This is a genomic window from Lelliottia sp. 489 (assembly GCF_050435885.1).
Classification (GTDB): Bacteria; Pseudomonadota; Gammaproteobacteria; order Enterobacterales; family Enterobacteriaceae; genus Enterobacter; species Enterobacter nimipressuralis.
The window spans coordinates 140,510-158,955 of the sequence record NZ_JBNDLC010000003.1 but is presented as its reverse complement, the minus strand read 5'-3'; the positions used below and the strand labels follow the sequence as shown (position 1 = coordinate 158,955).

Here is an 18,446-nt window from a genome sequence, read left to right as displayed (position 1 = left end):
ATGGCACGTCCGTCGTCAAAAATGACACTGTCCTGAGGACTACCCGGTGAACCGTTTTGTAATTGCTGACTCGACGGTCTGTATTGGCTGCCACACCTGTGAAGCGGCGTGTTCCGAAACACACCGCCTGCACGGGCTGCAGTCCATGCCGCGCCTGCGCGTTATGCGTAATGAAAAAGAGTCTGCCCCGCAGCTCTGCCATCAATGTGAGGATGCTCCCTGCGCGGGCGTCTGTCCTGTGAATGCCATCAACCGTATCGATGGCGCTGTTCAGCTGAACGAAAGCCTGTGCGTAAGCTGCAAACTGTGCGGCATCGCCTGCCCGTTTGGTGCGATTGAATTTTCTGGCAGCCGCCCGCTGCATATTCCGGCCAATGCCAATTCGCCAAAAGCGCCGCCTGCGCCTCCCGCACCGGCTCGCGTCAGTACCCTGCTGGACTGGGTGCCGGGCGTGCGCGCCGTGGCGGTGAAGTGCGATCTGTGCAGCTTTGATGAACAAGGCCCCGCCTGCGTACGCACCTGCCCAACTAAAGCGCTGATTCTGGTAAATATCCACGATATCGCTCGCACCAGTAAGCGCAAACGCGAACTGACCATTAATACCGACTTTGGCGATCTGTCGCTGTTTCAGGCGCAAAACGAGGGGGCGAAATGAACGCTGTCTATCTGATTAACACCGCCGTAGCCTGCTTTGCTGCGACGGCGGTGCTGGCGCTGGTCTTCTCTTTTCACAAAACCCTCAGCGGATGGATTGCCGGAATCGGCGGCGCGGTGGGGAGTGTCATCACGGCGATAGCCGGATTCATGGTGTTGACGCAGGGTGTCCATGCAGAAGGCGTCATGCCGCTGATTCGCCACACTCTTCAGCTCACGCCGCTGAATGCGATCTGGCTGGTGACCTTTGGCCTGTGCGGGCTGTTTGTCAGTCTGTTTAATATTGACTGGCACCGTCACCCGCAGACCAAACCGAACGGCCTGCTGGTCAATCTGCTGCTCGCCGCCGCCGTCTGTACCGTGGTGGCCAGCAACCTGGCTGCGCTGGTCGTAATGGCGGAGATCATGGCGCTGTGCGGGGTGTTCCTCACGGGATGCAGCCCGTCCGGGAAACTGTGGTTTTTCCTGGGGCGTCTCGGCACCCTTTTGCTGGCGCTCACCTGCTGGCTGGTGTGGCAGCGCTACGGCACGCTTGACCTGGATCTGCTGAGCGCCCGCGCGCAGTTGCTGCCATTTGGGGCCGATATCTGGCTTTCTGGCGTGGTCGGCTTTGGTCTGCTGGCGGGGATTATTCCGCTGCACAGCTGGGTGCCGCAGGCGCATGCCACTGCGTCAGCGCCCGCCGCGACGCTGTTCTCGACGGTGGTGATGAAAGTCGGTCTGTTTGGCATCCTCACGCTTTCGCTTATCGGTGGCCAACCGCCGCTGTGGTGGGGCGTGGTGCTGTTGATTGCCGGGATGATCACCGCTTTTGTCGGCGGGCTGTACGCCCTGATGGAGCACAACATCCAGCGCCTGCTGGCGTATCACACCCTGGAAAACATCGGCATCATCCTGCTTGGCTTAGGCGCGGGTGTGACGGGGCTGGCGCTGAACCATCCGGCGCTGGTCGCCGCCGGGTTTATCGGCGGGCTGTATCATCTGGTTAACCATAGCCTGTTTAAAAGCACCCTGTTCCTGGGGGCGGGCAGCGTCTGGTTCCGCACCGGGCATCGCGATATCGAAAAGCTGGGCGGTATCGGCAAAAAAATGCCGCTGATTTCGCTCGCGATGCTGGTGGGGCTGATGGCGATGGCCGCACTGCCGCCGCTCAACGGTTTTGCCGGTGAGTGGGTGATCTACCAGTCCTTCTTTGCGCTGGGTCAGAGCGACCTCTTTATTGCCCGTCTGCTCGGGCCAATGCTGGCGGTCGGCCTCGCGATCACCGGGGCGCTGGCGGTGATGTGTATGGCGAAAGTTTACGGCGTCACCTTCCTTGGCGCACCGCGTACTCCGGAGGCAGAAAATGCCCACAGTGCACCGGCGCTGATGACCGCAAGCGTGGTTCTGCTGGCCCTGTGCTGCATCGCGGGTGGCGTTGCCGCGCCGTGGCTGCTGCCGCTGCTGGGGAGTGCGGTTCCGCTACCGCTCACGACCGCGCACACCGCTGTTTCCCAGCCGATGATTGCCCTGCTGCTGATCGCCACGCCGCTGTTGCCGCTGGTGCTGATGATGTTCTTCAAACGCGACCGTCTGCCTGCGCGCTCACGCGGAACGGCATGGGCGTGCGGGTACGAGCACGAACAATCGATGGTCATCACCGCCCACGGTTTTGCGATGCCGGTGAAAGAGAACTTCGCCTTTGTCCTGAAACTGCGCCACGCGCTCAACCCGGTGAAGATAATTCCCGGCTGGCAAAGCGCGGCTGCACCGATGCTGTTCCGTCGTCTCGCCGTGGTCGAGCTGGCGGTGCTGGTGGTGATTGTGATTTCCCGAGGAGCCTGACATGAGTCTGTTACTGGCATTACTTCAGGCGCTGGTGTTATTCGCCGTTGCGCCACTGCTTTCGGGCATTACCCGCGTGGCCCGCGCCCGAATGCACAACCGTCGTGGTCCGGGCGTGCTTCAGGAGTACCGTGACCTCATCAAACTGATGGGTCGTCAGAGCATCGCCCCGGATGCGTCCGGCTGGGTGTTCCGCCTGACGCCGTTCGTGATGGTCGGCGTGATGCTGACCATCGCCACCGCGCTGCCGGTGGTGACCGTCGCGTCGCCTCTGCCGGTGCTCGGCGATCTGATCACCCTGATCTACCTCTTCGCTATCGCGCGCTTTTTCTTTGCGATTGCAGGGCTGGATACGGGCAGTCCGTTTACCGGTATCGGCGCCAGCCGCGAAGCGATGCTCGGCGTGCTGGTGGAGCCTATCCTGCTGCTGGGCCTATGGGTAGCCGCGCAGGTCGCGGGTTCCACCCATATCAGCTTTATCACTGACACGGTTTATCACTGGCCGGTTACGCGCACCGTTCCGCTGCTGCTGGCGCTCTGCGCCTGTGCTTTCGCCACCTTTATTGAGATGGGAAAGCTGCCCTTTGACCTCGCGGAAGCGGAGCAGGAGCTGCAGGAAGGACCGCTCACGGAGTACAGCGGCTACGGCTTTGCGGTGCTGAAGTGGGGCATCAGCCTCAAACAGCTGGTGGTCCTGCAAATGTTTGTCGGCGTCTTCTTCCCGTGGGGGCAGATGACACATTTCTCGGCGGCGGGTTTGCTGCTGGCAGTGGTTATCGCCGTGCTCAAGCTGGTGGCGGGGGTGCTGATTATCGCACTGTTTGAAAACAGCATGGCGCGACTGCGTTTCAACGCCACGTCGCGCGTCACCTGGGCCGGTTTTGGGTTCGCATTTTTAGCTTTCGTCTCCTTGCTGGTGGCGTGATTACAGAGAGTCTTAGCATGTCTGAAGAAAAAGTAGGTCAACAGTATCTTGCCGCACTGCATCAGGCGTTTCCCGGCGTGGTGCTGGAGGAGAGCTGGCAGACCAAAGACCAGATCACCGTCACCATCAAGGTGAACTACCTGCCGGAAGTGGTGGAGTTTCTCTATTACCAGCAGGGCGGCTGGCTATCGGTACTGTTCGGCAACGATGAGCGTCAGCTGTGCGGCAACTACGCGGTTTACTACGTGCTGTCGATGGAGCAGGGCGTGAAGTGCTGGCTCACGGTGCGCGTCGAAGTTGATCCGAATAAACCGGAATACCCGTCCGTCACGCCGCGCGTGCCTGCCGCCGTCTGGGGCGAGCGAGAAGTGCGCGACATGTACGGCCTGGTGGCGGTTGGCCTGCCGGATGAACGCCGTCTGGTGCTACCTGACGACTGGCCGGATGAACTCTATCCGCTGCGCAAAGACAGCATGGATTATCGCCAGCGTCCTGCGCCGACGACCGACAGCGAAACCTACGAGTTCATCAACGAACTCGGCAGCAAAAAGAACAACGTGGTGCCGATTGGCCCGCTGCACGTCACCTCCGATGAACCGGGCCACTTCCGCCTGTTTGTCGATGGCGAAAACATTATCGACGCCGATTACCGCCTGTTCTACGTCCATCGCGGCATGGAAAAACTGGCGGAAACCCGTATGGGTTACAACGAAGTCACCTTCTTGTCGGATCGTGTGTGTGGCATCTGCGGCTTTGCCCACAGCACCGCCTACACCACCTCGGTGGAAAACGGCATGGGCATTGTGGTGCCTGAGCGGGCGCAGATGATCCGCGCCATTCTGCTGGAGGTCGAACGCTTGCACTCGCACCTGCTGAACCTCGGCCTCGCCTGTCACTTCGTCGGCTTTGATTCCGGGTTTATGCAGTTCTTCCGCGTGCGTGAAGCGTCGATGAAGATGGCGGAAATCCTCACCGGGGCGCGTAAAACTTACGGCCTGAACCTGATCGGCGGGATTCGCCGCGATCTGCTGAAAGACGACATGATCCAGACCCGCCTGCTGGCACAGCAGATGCGCCGCGATGTGCAGGATCTGGTGGATATGCTTCTGAGCACGCCAAATATCGAACAGCGCACCGTCGGTGTGGGCCGTCTCGATCCGCAGATCGCCCGCGACTTCAGCAACGTCGGCCCAATGGTGCGCGCCAGCGGTCACGCCCGTGATACCCGCGCCGATCACCCGTTTGTCGGTTACGGTCTGTTGCCGATGACCGTACACAGCGAGCAGGGCTGCGACGTTATCTCGCGTCTGAAAGTGCGTATCAACGAAGTCTTTACCGCCCTGAATATGATCGATTTTGGACTGGATAATCTGCCCGGCGGTCCGCTGGCGGTGGAAGGCTTTACCTATATCCCGAACCGTTTTGCACTCGGGTTCGCCGAGGCGCCACGCGGGGATGATATCCACTGGAGCATGACTGGCGACAACCAGAAGCTCTACCGCTGGCGCTGCCGTGCGGCGACCTACGCCAACTGGCCGACCCTGCGCTACATGCTGCGCGGCAATACGGTCTCTGACGCGCCGCTGATCATCGGCAGCCTCGATCCTTGCTACTCCTGTACCGACCGCATGACGGTGGTGGATGTGCGCAAGAAGAAAAGCCAGGTGGTGCCGTACAAAGAGCTTGAACGCTACAGCATCGAGCGCAAGAACTCGCCGCTGAAATAAGGAACCGTCATGTTTACCTTTATCAAAAAAGTGATCAAAACCGGTACGGTCACCAGCCGTTATCCGCTTGAGCCGATGCCGGTCGACAAAAACTTTCGCGGCAAACCAGAGCACAACCCGCAGCAGTGCATCGGCTGCGCGGCGTGCGTTAACGCCTGCCCGTCGAATGCCCTGACGGTGGAGACGGATCTGGCGACGAATCAGCTGGCCTGGCAGTTCAACCTCGGGCGCTGCATTTTTTGTGGCCGCTGTGAAGAGGTCTGCCCGACGGCGGCGATTAAGCTGTCGCAGGAGTACGAGCTGGCGGTGTGGAAAAAAGAGGATTTCCTCCAGCAGTCGCGTTTTGACCTGTGCCACTGCCGCGTTTGCCAGCATCCGTTCGCCGTGCAAAAAGAGATCGACTACGCCATTGCGTTGCTGAAACACAACGGTGATGCGCGCGCCGAAATGCACCGGGAGGGGTTTGAAACCTGCCCGGAATGCAAGCGTCAGAAATGCCTGCTGCCGTCCGACCGCATTGATATCACCCGCCACATGAGAGAAGCCAGCTGATGAATAATTTACTCGGCCCGCGCGACGATAACGGCATTCCGGTGCCGATGACGGTGGACGAATCCATCGCGAGCATGAAAGCCTCCCTGCTGAAAAACATCAAACGTTCCGCCTACGTCTACCGCGTGGACTGCGGCGGCTGCAACGGCTGCGAAATCGAAATCTTCGCCACCCTGTCGCCGCTGTTTGATGCCGAACGTTTTGGTATCAAAGTGGTGCCATCCCCGCGCCACGCGGACATTCTGCTGTTTACCGGCGCGGTGACGCGCGCGATGCGATCTCCGGCGCTGCGCGCCTGGCAATCGGCGCCGGATCCAAAAATTTGTATCTCCTACGGCGCCTGCGGCAACAGCGGCGGGATCTTCCACGATCTCTACTGCGTGTGGGGCGGCACCGACAAAATCGTGCCGGTGGATGTGTATATCCCTGGCTGCCCGCCGACGCCCGCGGCGACGCTGTACGGTTTTGCGATGGCGCTGGGCCTGCTGGAGCAGAAAATTCACGCTCGCGCCCCGGGTGAGCTGGACAATCAGCCCGCGCAGATTTTGCACCCGGATATGGTGCAGCCTCTGCGCGTGAAGGTCGATCGCACGGCGCGACGCCTCGCCGGGTATCGCTATGGCCGCCAGATTGCCGATGACTATCTGCGTCTGTTGAGCCAGGGTGAGCATCAGGTGGCGCGCTGGCTGGAGGCGGAGAAAGATCCGCGTCTGAACGAGATCGTGGCAAACCTGGATCAGGTGGTGGATGAGGCGCGTATCCGATGAGTGAAAAGGTGGTGTTCAGTCAGCTGAGCCGTAAATTTATCGATGAGAACGACGCGACGCCGGATGCGGCCCAGCAGGTGGTCTATTACAGCCTGGCGATTGGCCACCATCTCGGGGTGATCGACTGTTTAGAGGCGGCGCTGAGCTGTCCGTGGCAGGACTATCTGGCGTGGATCGGCACGCTGGAGGCGGGCAGCACGGCACGACGCAAAATGGAAGGAGTGCCGAAGTATGGCGAGATTGTCATCGACAGCAATCACATCGCCATGCTGGCGAATGCCTTCGATGCGGCGCTCGCAGTGCAAACCCCTGAGCAGCAGGCGTGGAGCAAGACGGTGCTCAGTATGCTGCATGATATTCATCAGGAGAGCGCCATCTACCTGATGGTGAGGAGATTACGTGACTGACGTTTTACTGTGTGTGGGTAACAGCATGATGGGTGACGACGGCGCAGGCCCGCTGCTGGCGGAAATGTGCTTCGCAAATCCGCAGGGTAACTGGCAGGTGATCGACGGCGGCAGCGCGCCGGAAAATGACGTGGTTGCCCTTCGGGAGCTGCGCCCGGACCGGCTGCTGATTGTCGATGCAACCGACATGGGGCTAAACCCCGGCGAAATCCGCCTCATCGACCCGGACGACATTGCTGAGATGTTCATGATGACCACTCACAATATGCCGCTCAACTATCTGGTCGATCAGATTAAAGACGACGTGGGCGAGGTGCTGTTTTTGGGCATTCAGCCGGATATTGTCGGCTTTTATTATCCGATGACTCCCGCGATAAAAGCGGCGGTGGAAACGGTCTATTCCCGGCTTGCAGGATGGGCAGGGGACGGAGGTTTTGCACAGCTCTGAGAAGTGAATGCCCGGTGAGCGACGTGCCACCGGGCAGAACCCCGTTACGCTAAATCCGCCCCGTTGCTCGCAATCACTTTCTTATACCACCAGAACGATTTCTTGCGTTTACGATCCAGCGTGCCGTTGCCTGCATCGTCACGATCGACATACACAAACCCGTAGCGCTTGCTCATCTCGCCCGTGGAGGCTGCCACCAGATCGATACAGCCCCAGGTGGTGTAACCCATTAGTGGCACGCCGTCTTCAATCGCATCGCCCATCGCGCGGATATGCTCACGCAGATAGCTGATGCGGTAGTCGTCGTTGATCTCGCCGCTGGCGTCGATCTCGTCTTTCGCCCCGAGGCCGTTTTCCACCAGGAACAGCGGTTTCTGGTAGCGGTCATACATCATGTTCATGGTGATGCGCAGGCCCAGCGGGTCAATGCCCCAGCCCCATTCGCTCACCTCAATGTGCGGGTTGCGCAGGGATTTAACGATGTTAGCCGCGCTGGTGTTATTGGCGTTCATCTCCGCTGAGGCGCAGCGTGACGCGTAATAACTGAACGAGACAAAATCGACGGTATGTTTCAGGATCTGGTCGTCGGCCGGGTCTTTAACAATCGTCACCCCTTTGTCGCGGAACACGCGCGCCGAGTAGGCGGGATAGGTGCCGCGCGCCTGAACGTCAATAAAGAACAGGTTTTCGCGATCTTTTTCCAGCGCGGTCCACACGTCTTCTGGCTTGCAGGAGTATGGGTAGAAACTGCCGCCTGCCAGCATACAGCCGACCTGGTTTTCCGGGTTCACTTCATGGGCGATTTTGGTCGCCAGTGCGCTTGCCACCAGCTCGTGGTGCGCGGCCTGGTATTTCACCTGATCTTCGTTTTCACCCTCTTCAAAGACCAGCCCCGCGCCCGAGAACGGGCTGTGCAGCATGATGTTGATCTCGTTGAAGGTCAGCCAGTATTTCACCAGACCATTGAACTCTTCAAAGCAGGTGCGCGCGTAGCGGGCGAAGAAATCGACCATTTTGCGGTTGCGCCAGGAGCCGTATTCGGTGACCAGATGCATCGGCACATCGAAGTGGCACAGGGTCACCAGCGGCTCGATATTGTACTTTTTGCACTCTTCAAACACCGCGCGGTAAAAGGCGATACCGGCCTGATTCGGCAGCGGCTCGTCACCGTTCGGGTAGAGGCGGCTCCAGGCAATCGAGGTGCGGAACACCGTAAAGCCCATCTCCGCCATCAGTGCGATGTCTTCTTTGTAGCGATGGTAGAAATCTATCGCCTCGTGGCTCGGGTAAAACTCGTCGTCGCGCAGCGAGAAACGTTTTTCCTTACCGACTTTCACCGCCATACGGTTTGCGCCGTGGGGGATCATATCGACGGTGGTCAGCCCTTTACCGCCTTCGCGATAAGCGCCTTCACTCTGGTTGGCGGCCAGTGCGCCGCCCCATAAAAATCCTTCTGGAAAAACAGACATTTTTACCTCGTTATTCATTTATGCTCGTGCTTCTTGTGCCGGAACCGGTGCGGTTTGCAGGGCGCGTGCTTTCTCGGCCTCGTCTTCCACCGGGATATCCTCAAAGCCGAGGATCAGCGTCAGAACAAACGAAAGCACCACGGCCAGGGCCATCACGCCAAACACCCAGACGATGGTCATTGGATTGGCCGGATCGAAGAACTGTACGCTGGTGAACAGGCCCGGTGCCGCCATCGAGTGGCTGGCAAGCCCCGCCATACCGGCGATCGCGCCGCAGATAAAGCCGCTGATCAGGCTTGCAATCAACGGGCGTTTCAGGCGAATCGCCACGCCGTAGAGCGCCGGTTCAGAAATCCCCGCCATGATGGCGGACGCCGCTGCGGCGAGCGCCGTCTGGCGTAGTTCCGGGTTTTTGGTTTTCCAGGCCACCGCCAGGGAAGAACCGCCAAGAGAGAGGTTCGCGCCGATTTCCGACGGCATCACCATCCCTTCTTTGCCGGTTTCGGCGATGGTCTGAATAATCGTTGGCGTAAAGACGCGGTGCATACCGGTCATTACCAGCAGCGGCCAGAGTGCGCCCATAATGGCCACGGACAGCCAGCCCAGATAGCCGTGAATGGTGTAGACCAGCGACGAAATCGCGCTACCAATCCAGATACCCAGCGGCCCAATCAGCACAATCGCCAGCGGGGCGGCAATCAGCACGATCAGCATCGGTTTCAGGAAGTTTTTGGTGACCGCTGGCGTGATCTTGTCCACCCAGCGTTCGATGTACGACAGGCACCAGGTCATGACCAGCGCCGGGATCACCGTGTAGGTGTATTTCACCGCCGTCACCGGGATAAACGCGAACTCGACGTGCTCGCCCTGGGCGGCTTTCGCCATCAGCTCAATAAAGCTTGGATGCACCAGCACGCCTGCGATGGCAATCGCCAGCGACATGTTGGTTTTGAATTTCACGGCGGCAGACGCGGCCACCATCAGCGGCAGGAAGAAGAAGGCTCCGTCACCGATCACCGTCAGAATCGTGAGCGTCGGGGCACCTTTCGGCAGCGCGCCGGTCATCTCCAGGATCATCGCCAGCAGTTTCACCATCGAGCCGCCGATGATCGCCGGGATCAGCGGGGACATGGTGCCGATCAGCGCGTCGAGCACGCCAGCGCCGATGCGGCGAAGCGTCAGTTTTTGCGGGCCTTGCGGCTCGGCAGGGCGCATCCCGGCAGGCAGCAGGTTCACCACCTCGCGGTAGGCCTGAGACACGGTGTTGCCGATGATCACCTGACACTGGTTATCGTTACGCACCACGCCGAGCACGCCGGAGAGGCTTTTGAGCGTGGCGCTGTCGATGGCGCTTTCGTCCTGCAACACAAAGCGCAGGCGCGTCATACAGTGGGTGACGGCGACGATGTTATCTTTCCCGCCGAGCGCGCTGACAATGTCTTTCGCCAGCGCGGCATAATTTTTGGCCATCGGAAGTGATCCTGTTGTAGTTGTGAGAACATGTAGGAAACCGGTTCCACAAAATCATGATGAGTTTCTTCGTGTGAAACAAGATGATGATCTGTGCATTTTTTACATTCGTGATAACGATCACTTTGAGTGTTTAAAAGCGTGAGATTCGCGCTGCGACAATTTTCGTGCAGTGCAGTACACTTCGGCGCATCAGGTTTAAAGAGAATAATCAGATGACCACGATGCTTGAAGTGGCGAAGCGGGCAGGGGTGTCGAAGGCAACGGTTTCTCGGGTGCTTTCGGGCAATGGCTACGTGAGCCAGGAGACAAAAGACCGGGTTTTTCAGGCGATTGAAGAGAGCGGCTACCGCCCCAATCTGCTGGCGCGAAACCTGGCGACCAAACGTACCCAAACCCTGGGGCTGGTAGTGACGAACACCCTTTACCACGGCGTGTATTTCAGCGAGCTGCTGTTCCACGCGGCACGCATGACGGAAGAAAAAGGGCGTCAGCTGATCCTCGCAGACGGTAAGCACAGCGCCGATGAAGAGCGCGAGGCGATCCAGTATCTGCTCGATATGCGTTGCGACGCGATCATCATCTATCCGCGTTTTCTAAGCGTTGATGAGATGGATGAGATCATCGAAAAACAGGAGCAGCCGATCATGGTGCTTAACCGTCGTCTGCGTAAAAACAGCAGCCAGTGCGTCTGGTCGGATCATAAAGCCTCCTGTCAGGATGCGGTCTCACAGCTGATTGAAATGGGCCATCGTGATATCGCGTTTATCACCGGTTCGCTCGACTCTCCCACCGGTATCGAACGTCTTTCTGGGTACAGAGCGGCGCTGGCGCAGTATCAGATCCCGCTGCGCGACGAATTGCTGGTGGAGGGGAAATGGACTCCGGAAAGCGGGGCGGCGGGAGTGACCACGCTGCTGGCGCGCAAAGCGCAATTCACCGCGCTGGTCGCCAGCAATGACGATATGGCCATTGGTGCGCTAAAGCAGCTTCACGACAGCGGGATCGCCACGCCGGGCGAAGTGTCGGTGGTGGGATTTGATGATGTCGCTATCGCGCCCTACATCGTGCCGTCGCTCTCCAGCGTGCGCATTCCGGTGACGGAGATGATCAAAGAGACCATCAGCCGCCTGATTTTTATGCTCGATGGCGGCGAGTTCAGCTATCAGCAAGCCTTCCCCGGTGAGCTGATCTTGCGCGATTCCGTCATCGCCAACGTTCGCGTCTGACGTCGACAGGTGTCATCGTCATTCGTGTCGATGACACCGAGGGGCACTGATTAAATTCAGTGAAATCAGTTAATTAAAATGTGGCACGTTTTATGTATGTTTCGCCGCATAACTTAATGCTGGAGAAGCAGATGAACCGTTTTATTATGGCCGATGCCAGTAAATGTATTGGCTGTCGCACCTGTGAGGTGGCGTGTGTAGTGTCCCATCAGGCGGAGCAGGATTGCGCCTCCCTGACCCCAGAATCTTTCCTGCCACGTATTCATGTCATTAAGGGCGTGAATATCTCAACGGCGGCCATCTGCCGCCAGTGTGAAGACGCGCCTTGCGCCAATGTCTGCCCTAACGGTGCCATTAGCCGCGAAAACGGCTTTGTGCAGGTGATGCAGCAGCGTTGCATCGGCTGTAAAACCTGCGTGGTGGCCTGTCCGTATGGTGCGATGGAAGTGGTTGTGCGCCCGGTGGTACGCAACAGCGGCGCGGGCCTGAGTGTGCGTGCCGAAAAAGCCGAAGCGAACAAATGCGACCTGTGCAACCATCGCGAAAGCGGCCCGGCGTGTATCGAAGCCTGCCCGACGCACGCTCTGGTCTGCGTCGATCGTAACAAGCTTGAACAGATGAGTGCCGAGAAGCGCCGTCGCGCGGCGTTCGATACATCGTCATCAATGCTGTTTTAAGCCGCGATGAGCTGTAACGGCGCGCAGCTGCGGGTGCGCGGAAAAGTGCAGGGGGTGGGTTTCCGCCCCTTTGTCTGGCAGCTGGCGAATCAGCTTGGCCTTCGCGGTGACGTCTGTAACGACGGCGAAGGCGTGCTGGTGCGTCTGGCTGATGATCCGACGGCGTTTCAGACACGTTTGTTAGCGCAGTGCCCGCCGCTGGCGCGCATTGATACCATTGAAACTCAGCCGTTGACCTGGCCGGAAATGCCGACGGAATTCACCATCCGCCACAGCGCGGGCGGGGCGATGGCGACGCAAATCGTGCCGGACGCAGCGACCTGCCCGGCCTGCCTGGCCGAGATGCGCGATCCGCGCGAGCGCCGCTACCGCTATCCGTTTATCAACTGCACCCACTGCGGCCCGCGTTTCACCATTATTCGCGCCATGCCCTATGACCGACCGGATACGGCGATGGCCGCTTTCCCGCTCTGCGCCCCGTGTGAGAGCGAATACCGCAATCCGGCGGATCGGCGCTTTCACGCCCAGCCGGTGGCATGCCCGGACTGTGGGCCGCAGCTGGAATGGCGTGCAGAGGGCGTCCATCTGACACGAGATGCCGCGTTATCCGCAGCCGTTGAGATGCTGAAAAACGGTGGGATCGTGGCAATCAAAGGGCTGGGCGGTTTTCATCTGGCCTGCGACGCGCAAAACCCGCAGGCGGTGGCGCGGCTGCGCGCGCGAAAACGTCGTCCGACCAAACCATTAGCGGTGATGCTGCCTTGTACTGATGAGTTGCCTGTTCCCCTTCGGGAGCGTCTTCAATCGCCCGCCGCACCCATCGTGTTGACCGCAAAGCGCCTGCTACCGGAACTGCCGCAGAACATTGCGCCGGGCCTGGATTGCATCGGCGTGATGCTGGCCTCCAGCCCGCTGCAACATCTGCTGATGGACGACTGCGCGCGCCCGCTGGTGATGACTTCCGGGAATCTCAGCGGTAAACCCCCCGCGCTGAGCAATGATCAGGCGCTGGATGACCTGCGCGATATCGCCGACGGTTTTCTGCTGCATAACCGCGACATTCTGCAACGCATGGATGATTCGGTTCTGGACGAGCAGGGCGCAATGCTGCGCCGCGCGCGGGGTTACGTGCCGGACGCCATTCCGCTGCCTGAAGGATTTAAGGATATCCCCCCGATGCTATGCCTCGGCGCGGAGATGAAAAATACCTTCTGTCTGGTGCGCGGCGGACAGGCGGTTATCAGCCAGCATTTTGGCGATCTGAGTGATGACGGCGTGGAGCATCAGTGGCGCGGCGCGCTGGCGATCATTCAACAAATGTATGATTTCCGTCCGGAACTTGTGGTGTACGATGCCCATCCGGGCTACCGCTCTGCCCGGTGGGCCGAAGCGCTGGCGCTGCCGAAACAGACGGTGCTCCACCACCACGCCCACGCGGCGGCGTGTCTGGCGGAAAATGGCTGGCCGCTGAACGCAGGCGATGTGATTGCGCTGACGCTTGACGGCATCGGGATGGGCGAAAACGGCGCGCTGTGGGGCGGCGAGTGCCTGCGGGTGAACTATCAGGCGTGCGAGCACCTCGGTGGGTTGCCCGCCGTGGCGCTGCCCGGCGGCGATCTGGCAGCGGTCGAACCGTGGCGGAACTTGCTGGCACAGGGGCTGGCGTTTATTCCTGACTGGCAACAGCGATCGGAAATGCGTGCCGTTCTGGCGCACAACTGGACACTGCTGGCGACGGCGGTGGCGCGTGGAATCAACGCGCCGCTGGCCTCATCCTGTGGGCGACTGTTTGACGCCGTGGCCTGTGCGCTGGATATCGTGCCCGACAGGCAGCATCACGAAGGCGAAGCGGCCTGTCAGCTTGATGCACTGGCCGCGACCTGTTCAGGTGTGCAGCATCCGGTCACGCTGGATGTGGGAGATCTGTCCACCTTCTGGCAGCAGTGGCTCGACTGGCAGGCGGCGCCCGCCGAACGGGCGTGGGCATTCCATGATGCGCTGGCGAAAGGGCTGGCGGCACTGATGGCTCATCACGCCCGACGTCTGGCGATATCGACGCTCTGCTTTAGCGGCGGCGTGCTGCACAATCGGCTGCTGCGGGCGCGCCTGCAGTTTTATCTTTCTGAATTCACGCTTCTGTTCCCTGAAAAATTGCCTGCAGGCGACGGGGCGATTTCATTCGGACAGGCGGTCGTCGCTGCCGCCCGTATCCTTTCACACAGGAACTGACATGCAACGACGGATTCGCAACGAACCGCTTCTGATGATCCTGCTGGCCGCGAATGGTCTGGCCTGGGGCTGGGCCTGGCACACGTTTAGCGGCAGTACCACGCTGATGGCGGCCAGCCTGCTGGCGTGGTGCTACGGTCTGCGGCATGCGGTCGATGCAGATCATATCGCCGCGATCGATACGGTCACCCGCAAGCTGATGCAGCAGGGCAAACGCCCGTCTGGCGTGGGGGCGTGGTTTTCGCTGGGCCATTCGACCATTGTGGTGCTGGCCTCCGTCGCCATTGCCGCCACGGCCACGGCATTTCAAAAGAACATGGCGTGGTTTCATGAGACCGGTAGTCTCATTGGCACTGCCGTTTCCGCGACCTTTTTACTGGCGATGGCGCTGATCAACACGGTGATTTTGCTCGGCGTCTGGCGCAGCTTTCAGGCGCTGAAAAACGGTCATACGACGGGCGGCGAGGGGGACGCGCCGGTGTCGGGCGGGATCATGAGCTGGCTGTTTGGCGCCACGTTCCGTCTGGTGAGCAAAAGCTGGCAGATGTACCTGGTCGGTTTTCTGTTTGGCCTGGGATTTGATACCGCCACTGAAATTGGCGTGCTGGGCATTTCTGCCGCCAGTGCCTCGAACGGAATGTCGGTGTGGTCGATCATGATTTTCCCGGCGCTGTTTGCCAGCGGTATGGCGTTAGTAGATACGCTGGATAATTTATTGATGATCGGCGCGTACGGCTGGGCATTCAATAAACCGCAGCGCAAACTTTATTACAATATGACCATTACCGGCACCTCGGTTGTCGTCGCGCTCTTTATTGGCGGGCTGGAAGCGCTCGGGTTAATAAAAGATAAATTTGAATTAAGTGGGGGCGTCTGGAGCCTGGTGGGGAGTGTTAATAATAATCTCGGTAACGCCGGTTTTATTGTTATTGGTTTGTTTATTGTCTGTTGGTGTCTTTCAATGCTGAACTACCGCTGGCGCGGCTATGACGCGCTGGGGGGCTGACGGTTTCGAGCATTATTTAAAAAAATAATCTAAGCAAAAATTGCTTTTTCATCTCTGTTTAAATTAAATTACGCCTGATGATTTATTTATCAATAATAAAATAATTATATATCTCAGGGTGAATGGATATTTATCGCAAATATATCCATCTTCTCGGATTTATATATTCATATAAATAATGAAATAGGGATTGATGGCGATGATTTATCTATTATGTATTTACCTTGTGAATAGAATGCGCAAAAAAAAGCCCCGGGACATCGGGGCTGCGGATAATAAAATCCTAAGGTTAAGTCAGCGTGGCAGAGGTTTGCGGGTTAAACGGGTAACGACTTCAGCAGGGAGAAAGCCTCCTTCATCCGGTCTTCGCTGACCACAAAGGCGCGCAGTTCACCGTCGCCATCAACGCCTTTTGCGACCATTCCCTGTGGTTCAATGGCCATGTGCCAGTGTAAATCCTGTCGCTGCGTTTCGCCCGCGAGGTGCAGCGGCAGTTCAGGCGTTTTGACCTTCACCAGCATCGCCGGCAGTTTGAGTGGCGTGTTATTCCCCAGCAGGTTTTTTGCCAGATACATTGCGCTGATCTGAATCGGCTGCAGGAACGGCAGGACCTGGCCATTGATTTCCGCACAGTCACCCAGGGCGAAAATATCGGGCTGGCTGGTTTGCAAATAGCTGTCCACCTTCACTCCGCGCCCCGTTTCTGCCCCGGCGTGCTGGGCCAGTGCCGTTTCCAGACGCAGGCCCGTCGCGGCGATCACGGCATCGACCTCCACGCTGCGCTTACGATCGAGAGTCGCGCGAATGCCGCTGTCGGTTGTCGTCAGGCTCTGGATCTGAGATTTCAGCAGCAGATGGACGCCCATCTCCGTCAGACGATGCTGTAAGCGACTGCTCACTTCCGCTGGCATCAGCGCAGACAGAATGCTTGCTGCGTGATCGACCAGAGTGACGGCTTTCCCGGCGCGGCAAAAATCCATCGCCAGTTCGGTGCCAATCAGACCGCCACCGACAATCATCACCCGCTTTGCGTCACGAAGCCGGGTTTCACAGGCGCGGTACTCCTGCTGACTGTTTAGGGTCAGCATCAGCTCGCGTCCCTCAACGGGCGGTACAAAGGCGGATGCCCCCGTCGCCAGCACCAGTTTGTCGTAGTGCCACTGATTATCTTTGCCCTTCACCACATGGGCGCTGGCGTCGATCTCCGTGACCCAGGTATGCGGAAACAGTCGCAAATTAAACTGTTCGGCGAACTCCCCCGCCGTCTGGCGGGTGAGGTCGTCGGCACGCTGATGCTGGCTGATAACATGGCTCAAATCGGGTTTGTTGTACTCGTCCATGCTGTCAGCGGCGATAAGCGTCAGCGGCACGTTCGCATCCTGTTTGCGTATATTTTTCACCAGCTGTCGGGCGGCAAAGCCCGAGCCAATGATGACAATGCCGTGATTCATTTTGCCTCCGTCGCCAGTTCGTCGAACACGTCTTTCCCGAGGGAACATTCCGGGCACAGGAAGTTATCCGGCACGTCGCGCCACGGGGTGCCTGGGGCGACATCCTGCAAAGGTTCGCCGAGGGCAGGATCGTAAATCCACTGGCAGACGCTGCACTGCATGCTCGGGCCAAGATCGGCGGCTTCTGCAGCGGCACAGGCGCAGGCTTCTTGTTGCTCTGGGGCTTTCGCTGTTGCTTCCGGCAGTGGAGCGAGCGCCCACTGACGTGCGATATCGCGGCCATGCTGGCGGCAGACTTCAAGTGCGTCGATGTCCGGGCGCCATTTGGCTTTCAGGCTCATCGACATTTCAAAACCGGCATCCTGCAGACGCGTGGAGAGACGATCTACCGCACCGCCGCTCCAGCCGTGGGAGCCAAACGCGCTGGCGCGTTTGTTACGAAAACGCAGACCGGTCATCTCTTCAACCAGACCGGCGATTTTCGGCATCATCACGTTATTCATGGTGGAGGTGCCGACCAGCACGCCCTTGGAGCGGAAGACGTTGGTCAGGATTTCGTTTTTATCGCTGCGCGCCACGTTGAAGATTTTCACCGCCACGTTCGGGTCGACTTCGTTAATGCCCTGGGCAATGGCGTCCGCCATCATGCGGGTGTTGTTGGACATGGTGTCGTAGAACAGCGTGATGCGATCTTCCTGATAATCCGCCGCCCATTTCAGATACAGCTCCACGATTTGGGTTGGATTTTCGCGCCAGACCACGCCGTGCGAGGTGGCAATCATATCGACCGGCAGATTGAAGCCGAGGATTTCGGTGATTTTTGGCGTTACCAGACGGCTGAACGGCGTCAGGATGTTGGCGTAGTAGCGCTGGCACTGTTCGAACAGCTCAGTCTGATCCACTTCGTCGTTAAACAGACGTTCATCACAGTAGTGCTGACCAAAGGCGTCATTGCTGAACAGCACCGCATCGCCGGTCATGTACGTCATCATGCTGTCGGGCCAGTGCAGCATCGGGGTTTCGACGAAAATCAGCTGTTTGCCGTTACCGATATCCAGCGAGTCACCGGTTTTCACCGTATGAAAATTCCATTCAGGGTGGTGATGGTGGCCGTTAATAGAGTCGATGGCGTTGGTGGTGCAGTAGATTGGCGTGTTGGGAATATAAGACATCAGCTCGGTCAGGGCGCCCGCGTGGTCTTCTTCCGCATGGTTAATAATAATGTAATCGATGTCAGCCAGATCGATTTCGCTGCGCAGGTTCTGCACGAACTCGCGGCTGAATTTATGATCAACGGTATCGATCAGGACGTTTTTGCCTTCGCGGATGAGATAGCTGTTATAGCTGCTGCCGCGCAGGGTTTTGTATTCGGTGCCGTGAAAATCGCGCACTTCCCAGTCACGTTGACCCACCCAATGAATATTATTTTTAACCAGAATAGACATAGCAACCTCAATAAATACAGTGTGTTTCGATAAGTTGATGTGCATATATCAAGTTACGTGCCAGTTTTTAAAGTTATTGATATTTAATGGTTTTTAAAAATATCACTCGCAAGGGGTAGTCAGAATGACTATCTGTTTTATGGTCAATATGACAGTATGAATTGTC

Annotated in this window: 16 protein-coding genes; 12 read left to right on the top strand and 4 right to left on the bottom strand. The window is 58.4% G+C overall.

Features of this window, described 5'->3' with window-relative positions:
• Positions 1–46: 46 nt before the first annotated feature.
• From ABIE11_RS12010 to hycI, 8 genes are read left to right on the top strand one after another with little or no spacing between them, the layout of a single operon-like run.
• A complete protein-coding gene (locus tag ABIE11_RS12010) occupies positions 47–655 on the top strand; it encodes a 4Fe-4S dicluster domain-containing protein (RefSeq protein WP_100779154.1) in 609 nt (202 codons plus the stop codon).
• Positions 652–2,478 carry a formate hydrogenlyase subunit 3 gene (hycC, locus tag ABIE11_RS12005; protein ID WP_429184572.1) on the top strand — a complete coding sequence of 609 codons (1,827 nt, stop codon included), beginning with the start codon at positions 652–654 and terminating at the stop codon, positions 2,476–2,478. The genes ABIE11_RS12010 and hycC overlap by 4 nt, the downstream gene beginning before the upstream one ends.
• Before the next feature lies 1 nt (position 2,479).
• Positions 2,480–3,403 (top strand): respiratory chain complex I subunit 1 family protein, encoded by a 924-nt coding sequence (locus ABIE11_RS12000; protein ID WP_100779156.1) that lies wholly within the window; start codon positions 2,480–2,482, stop codon positions 3,401–3,403.
• A 17-nt stretch (positions 3,404–3,420) separates the two neighbouring features.
• A complete protein-coding gene (locus ABIE11_RS11995) occupies positions 3,421–5,130 on the top strand; it encodes an NADH-quinone oxidoreductase subunit C (protein WP_102105431.1) in 1,710 nt (569 codons plus the stop codon).
• 9 nt (positions 5,131–5,139) lie between these two features.
• A complete protein-coding gene (locus tag ABIE11_RS11990) occupies positions 5,140–5,682 on the top strand; it encodes a formate hydrogenlyase complex iron-sulfur subunit (RefSeq protein WP_100779158.1) in 543 nt (180 codons plus the stop codon).
• Complete coding sequence (locus ABIE11_RS11985; protein WP_100779159.1) at positions 5,682–6,449, top strand: NADH-quinone oxidoreductase subunit B family protein; 768 nt, start codon at positions 5,682–5,684, stop codon at positions 6,447–6,449. The genes ABIE11_RS11990 and ABIE11_RS11985 overlap by 1 nt, the downstream gene beginning before the upstream one ends.
• A complete protein-coding gene (locus tag ABIE11_RS11980) occupies positions 6,446–6,856 on the top strand; it encodes a formate hydrogenlyase maturation HycH family protein (protein WP_100779160.1) in 411 nt (136 codons plus the stop codon). The genes ABIE11_RS11985 and ABIE11_RS11980 overlap by 4 nt, the downstream gene beginning before the upstream one ends.
• Positions 6,849–7,304: a hydrogenase maturation peptidase HycI gene (gene hycI / locus ABIE11_RS11975; RefSeq protein WP_107702953.1), complete on the top strand. Its 456-nt coding sequence runs from the start codon at positions 6,849–6,851 to the stop codon at positions 7,302–7,304. The genes ABIE11_RS11980 and hycI overlap by 8 nt, the downstream gene beginning before the upstream one ends.
• A 44-nt stretch (positions 7,305–7,348) precedes the next feature.
• On the opposite strand, the gene ABIE11_RS11970 is transcribed toward hycI, so the two are convergent.
• Positions 7,349–8,773, bottom strand: a complete 1,425-nt coding sequence (locus ABIE11_RS11970; RefSeq protein WP_102105458.1) for a 6-phospho-beta-glucosidase — start codon at positions 8,771–8,773, stop codon at positions 7,349–7,351.
• An 18-nt stretch (positions 8,774–8,791) separates the two neighbouring features.
• The gene (gene ascF / locus ABIE11_RS11965) at positions 8,792–10,243 is read right to left on the bottom strand and encodes a PTS cellobiose/arbutin/salicin transporter subunit IIBC (protein ID WP_102105428.1); all 1,452 of its coding nucleotides are present in this window, start codon (positions 10,241–10,243) and stop codon (positions 8,792–8,794) included.
• Positions 10,244–10,458: 215 nt separating this feature from the next.
• Between ascF and ABIE11_RS11960 the strand changes: the two genes are divergently transcribed.
• The 4 genes from ABIE11_RS11960 to ABIE11_RS11945 all read left to right on the top strand — a co-directional run bounded on the left by ABIE11_RS11960 (position 10,459) and on the right by ABIE11_RS11945 (position 15,384).
• Complete coding sequence (locus ABIE11_RS11960; RefSeq protein WP_429184571.1) at positions 10,459–11,472, top strand: LacI family DNA-binding transcriptional regulator; 1,014 nt, start codon at positions 10,459–10,461, stop codon at positions 11,470–11,472.
• Between the two features lie 131 nt (positions 11,473–11,603).
• Complete coding sequence (hydN, locus tag ABIE11_RS11955) at positions 11,604–12,149, top strand: electron transport protein HydN (RefSeq protein ID WP_123428889.1); 546 nt, start codon at positions 11,604–11,606, stop codon at positions 12,147–12,149.
• A gap of 6 nt (positions 12,150–12,155) precedes the next feature.
• On the top strand, positions 12,156–14,378 hold the full coding sequence (gene hypF / locus ABIE11_RS11950) for a carbamoyltransferase HypF (RefSeq protein ID WP_429184570.1): 2,223 nt from the start codon (positions 12,156–12,158) through the stop codon (positions 14,376–14,378).
• A 1-nt stretch (position 14,379) separates the two neighbouring features.
• The gene (locus ABIE11_RS11945) at positions 14,380–15,384 is read left to right on the top strand and encodes a HoxN/HupN/NixA family nickel/cobalt transporter (RefSeq protein WP_429184569.1); all 1,005 of its coding nucleotides are present in this window, start codon (positions 14,380–14,382) and stop codon (positions 15,382–15,384) included.
• 317 nt (positions 15,385–15,701) lie between these two features.
• Here the strand turns inward: ABIE11_RS11945 and norW are convergent, their stop codons facing one another.
• Both norW and norV read right to left on the bottom strand, forming a co-directional pair.
• A complete protein-coding gene (gene norW / locus ABIE11_RS11940; RefSeq protein WP_429184568.1) occupies positions 15,702–16,835 on the bottom strand; it encodes an NADH:flavorubredoxin reductase NorW in 1,134 nt (377 codons plus the stop codon).
• Positions 16,832–18,280, bottom strand: a complete 1,449-nt coding sequence (gene norV / locus ABIE11_RS11935; protein ID WP_429184567.1) for an anaerobic nitric oxide reductase flavorubredoxin — start codon at positions 18,278–18,280, stop codon at positions 16,832–16,834. The genes norW and norV overlap by 4 nt, the downstream gene beginning before the upstream one ends.
• Positions 18,281–18,446 lie beyond the last annotated feature (166 nt).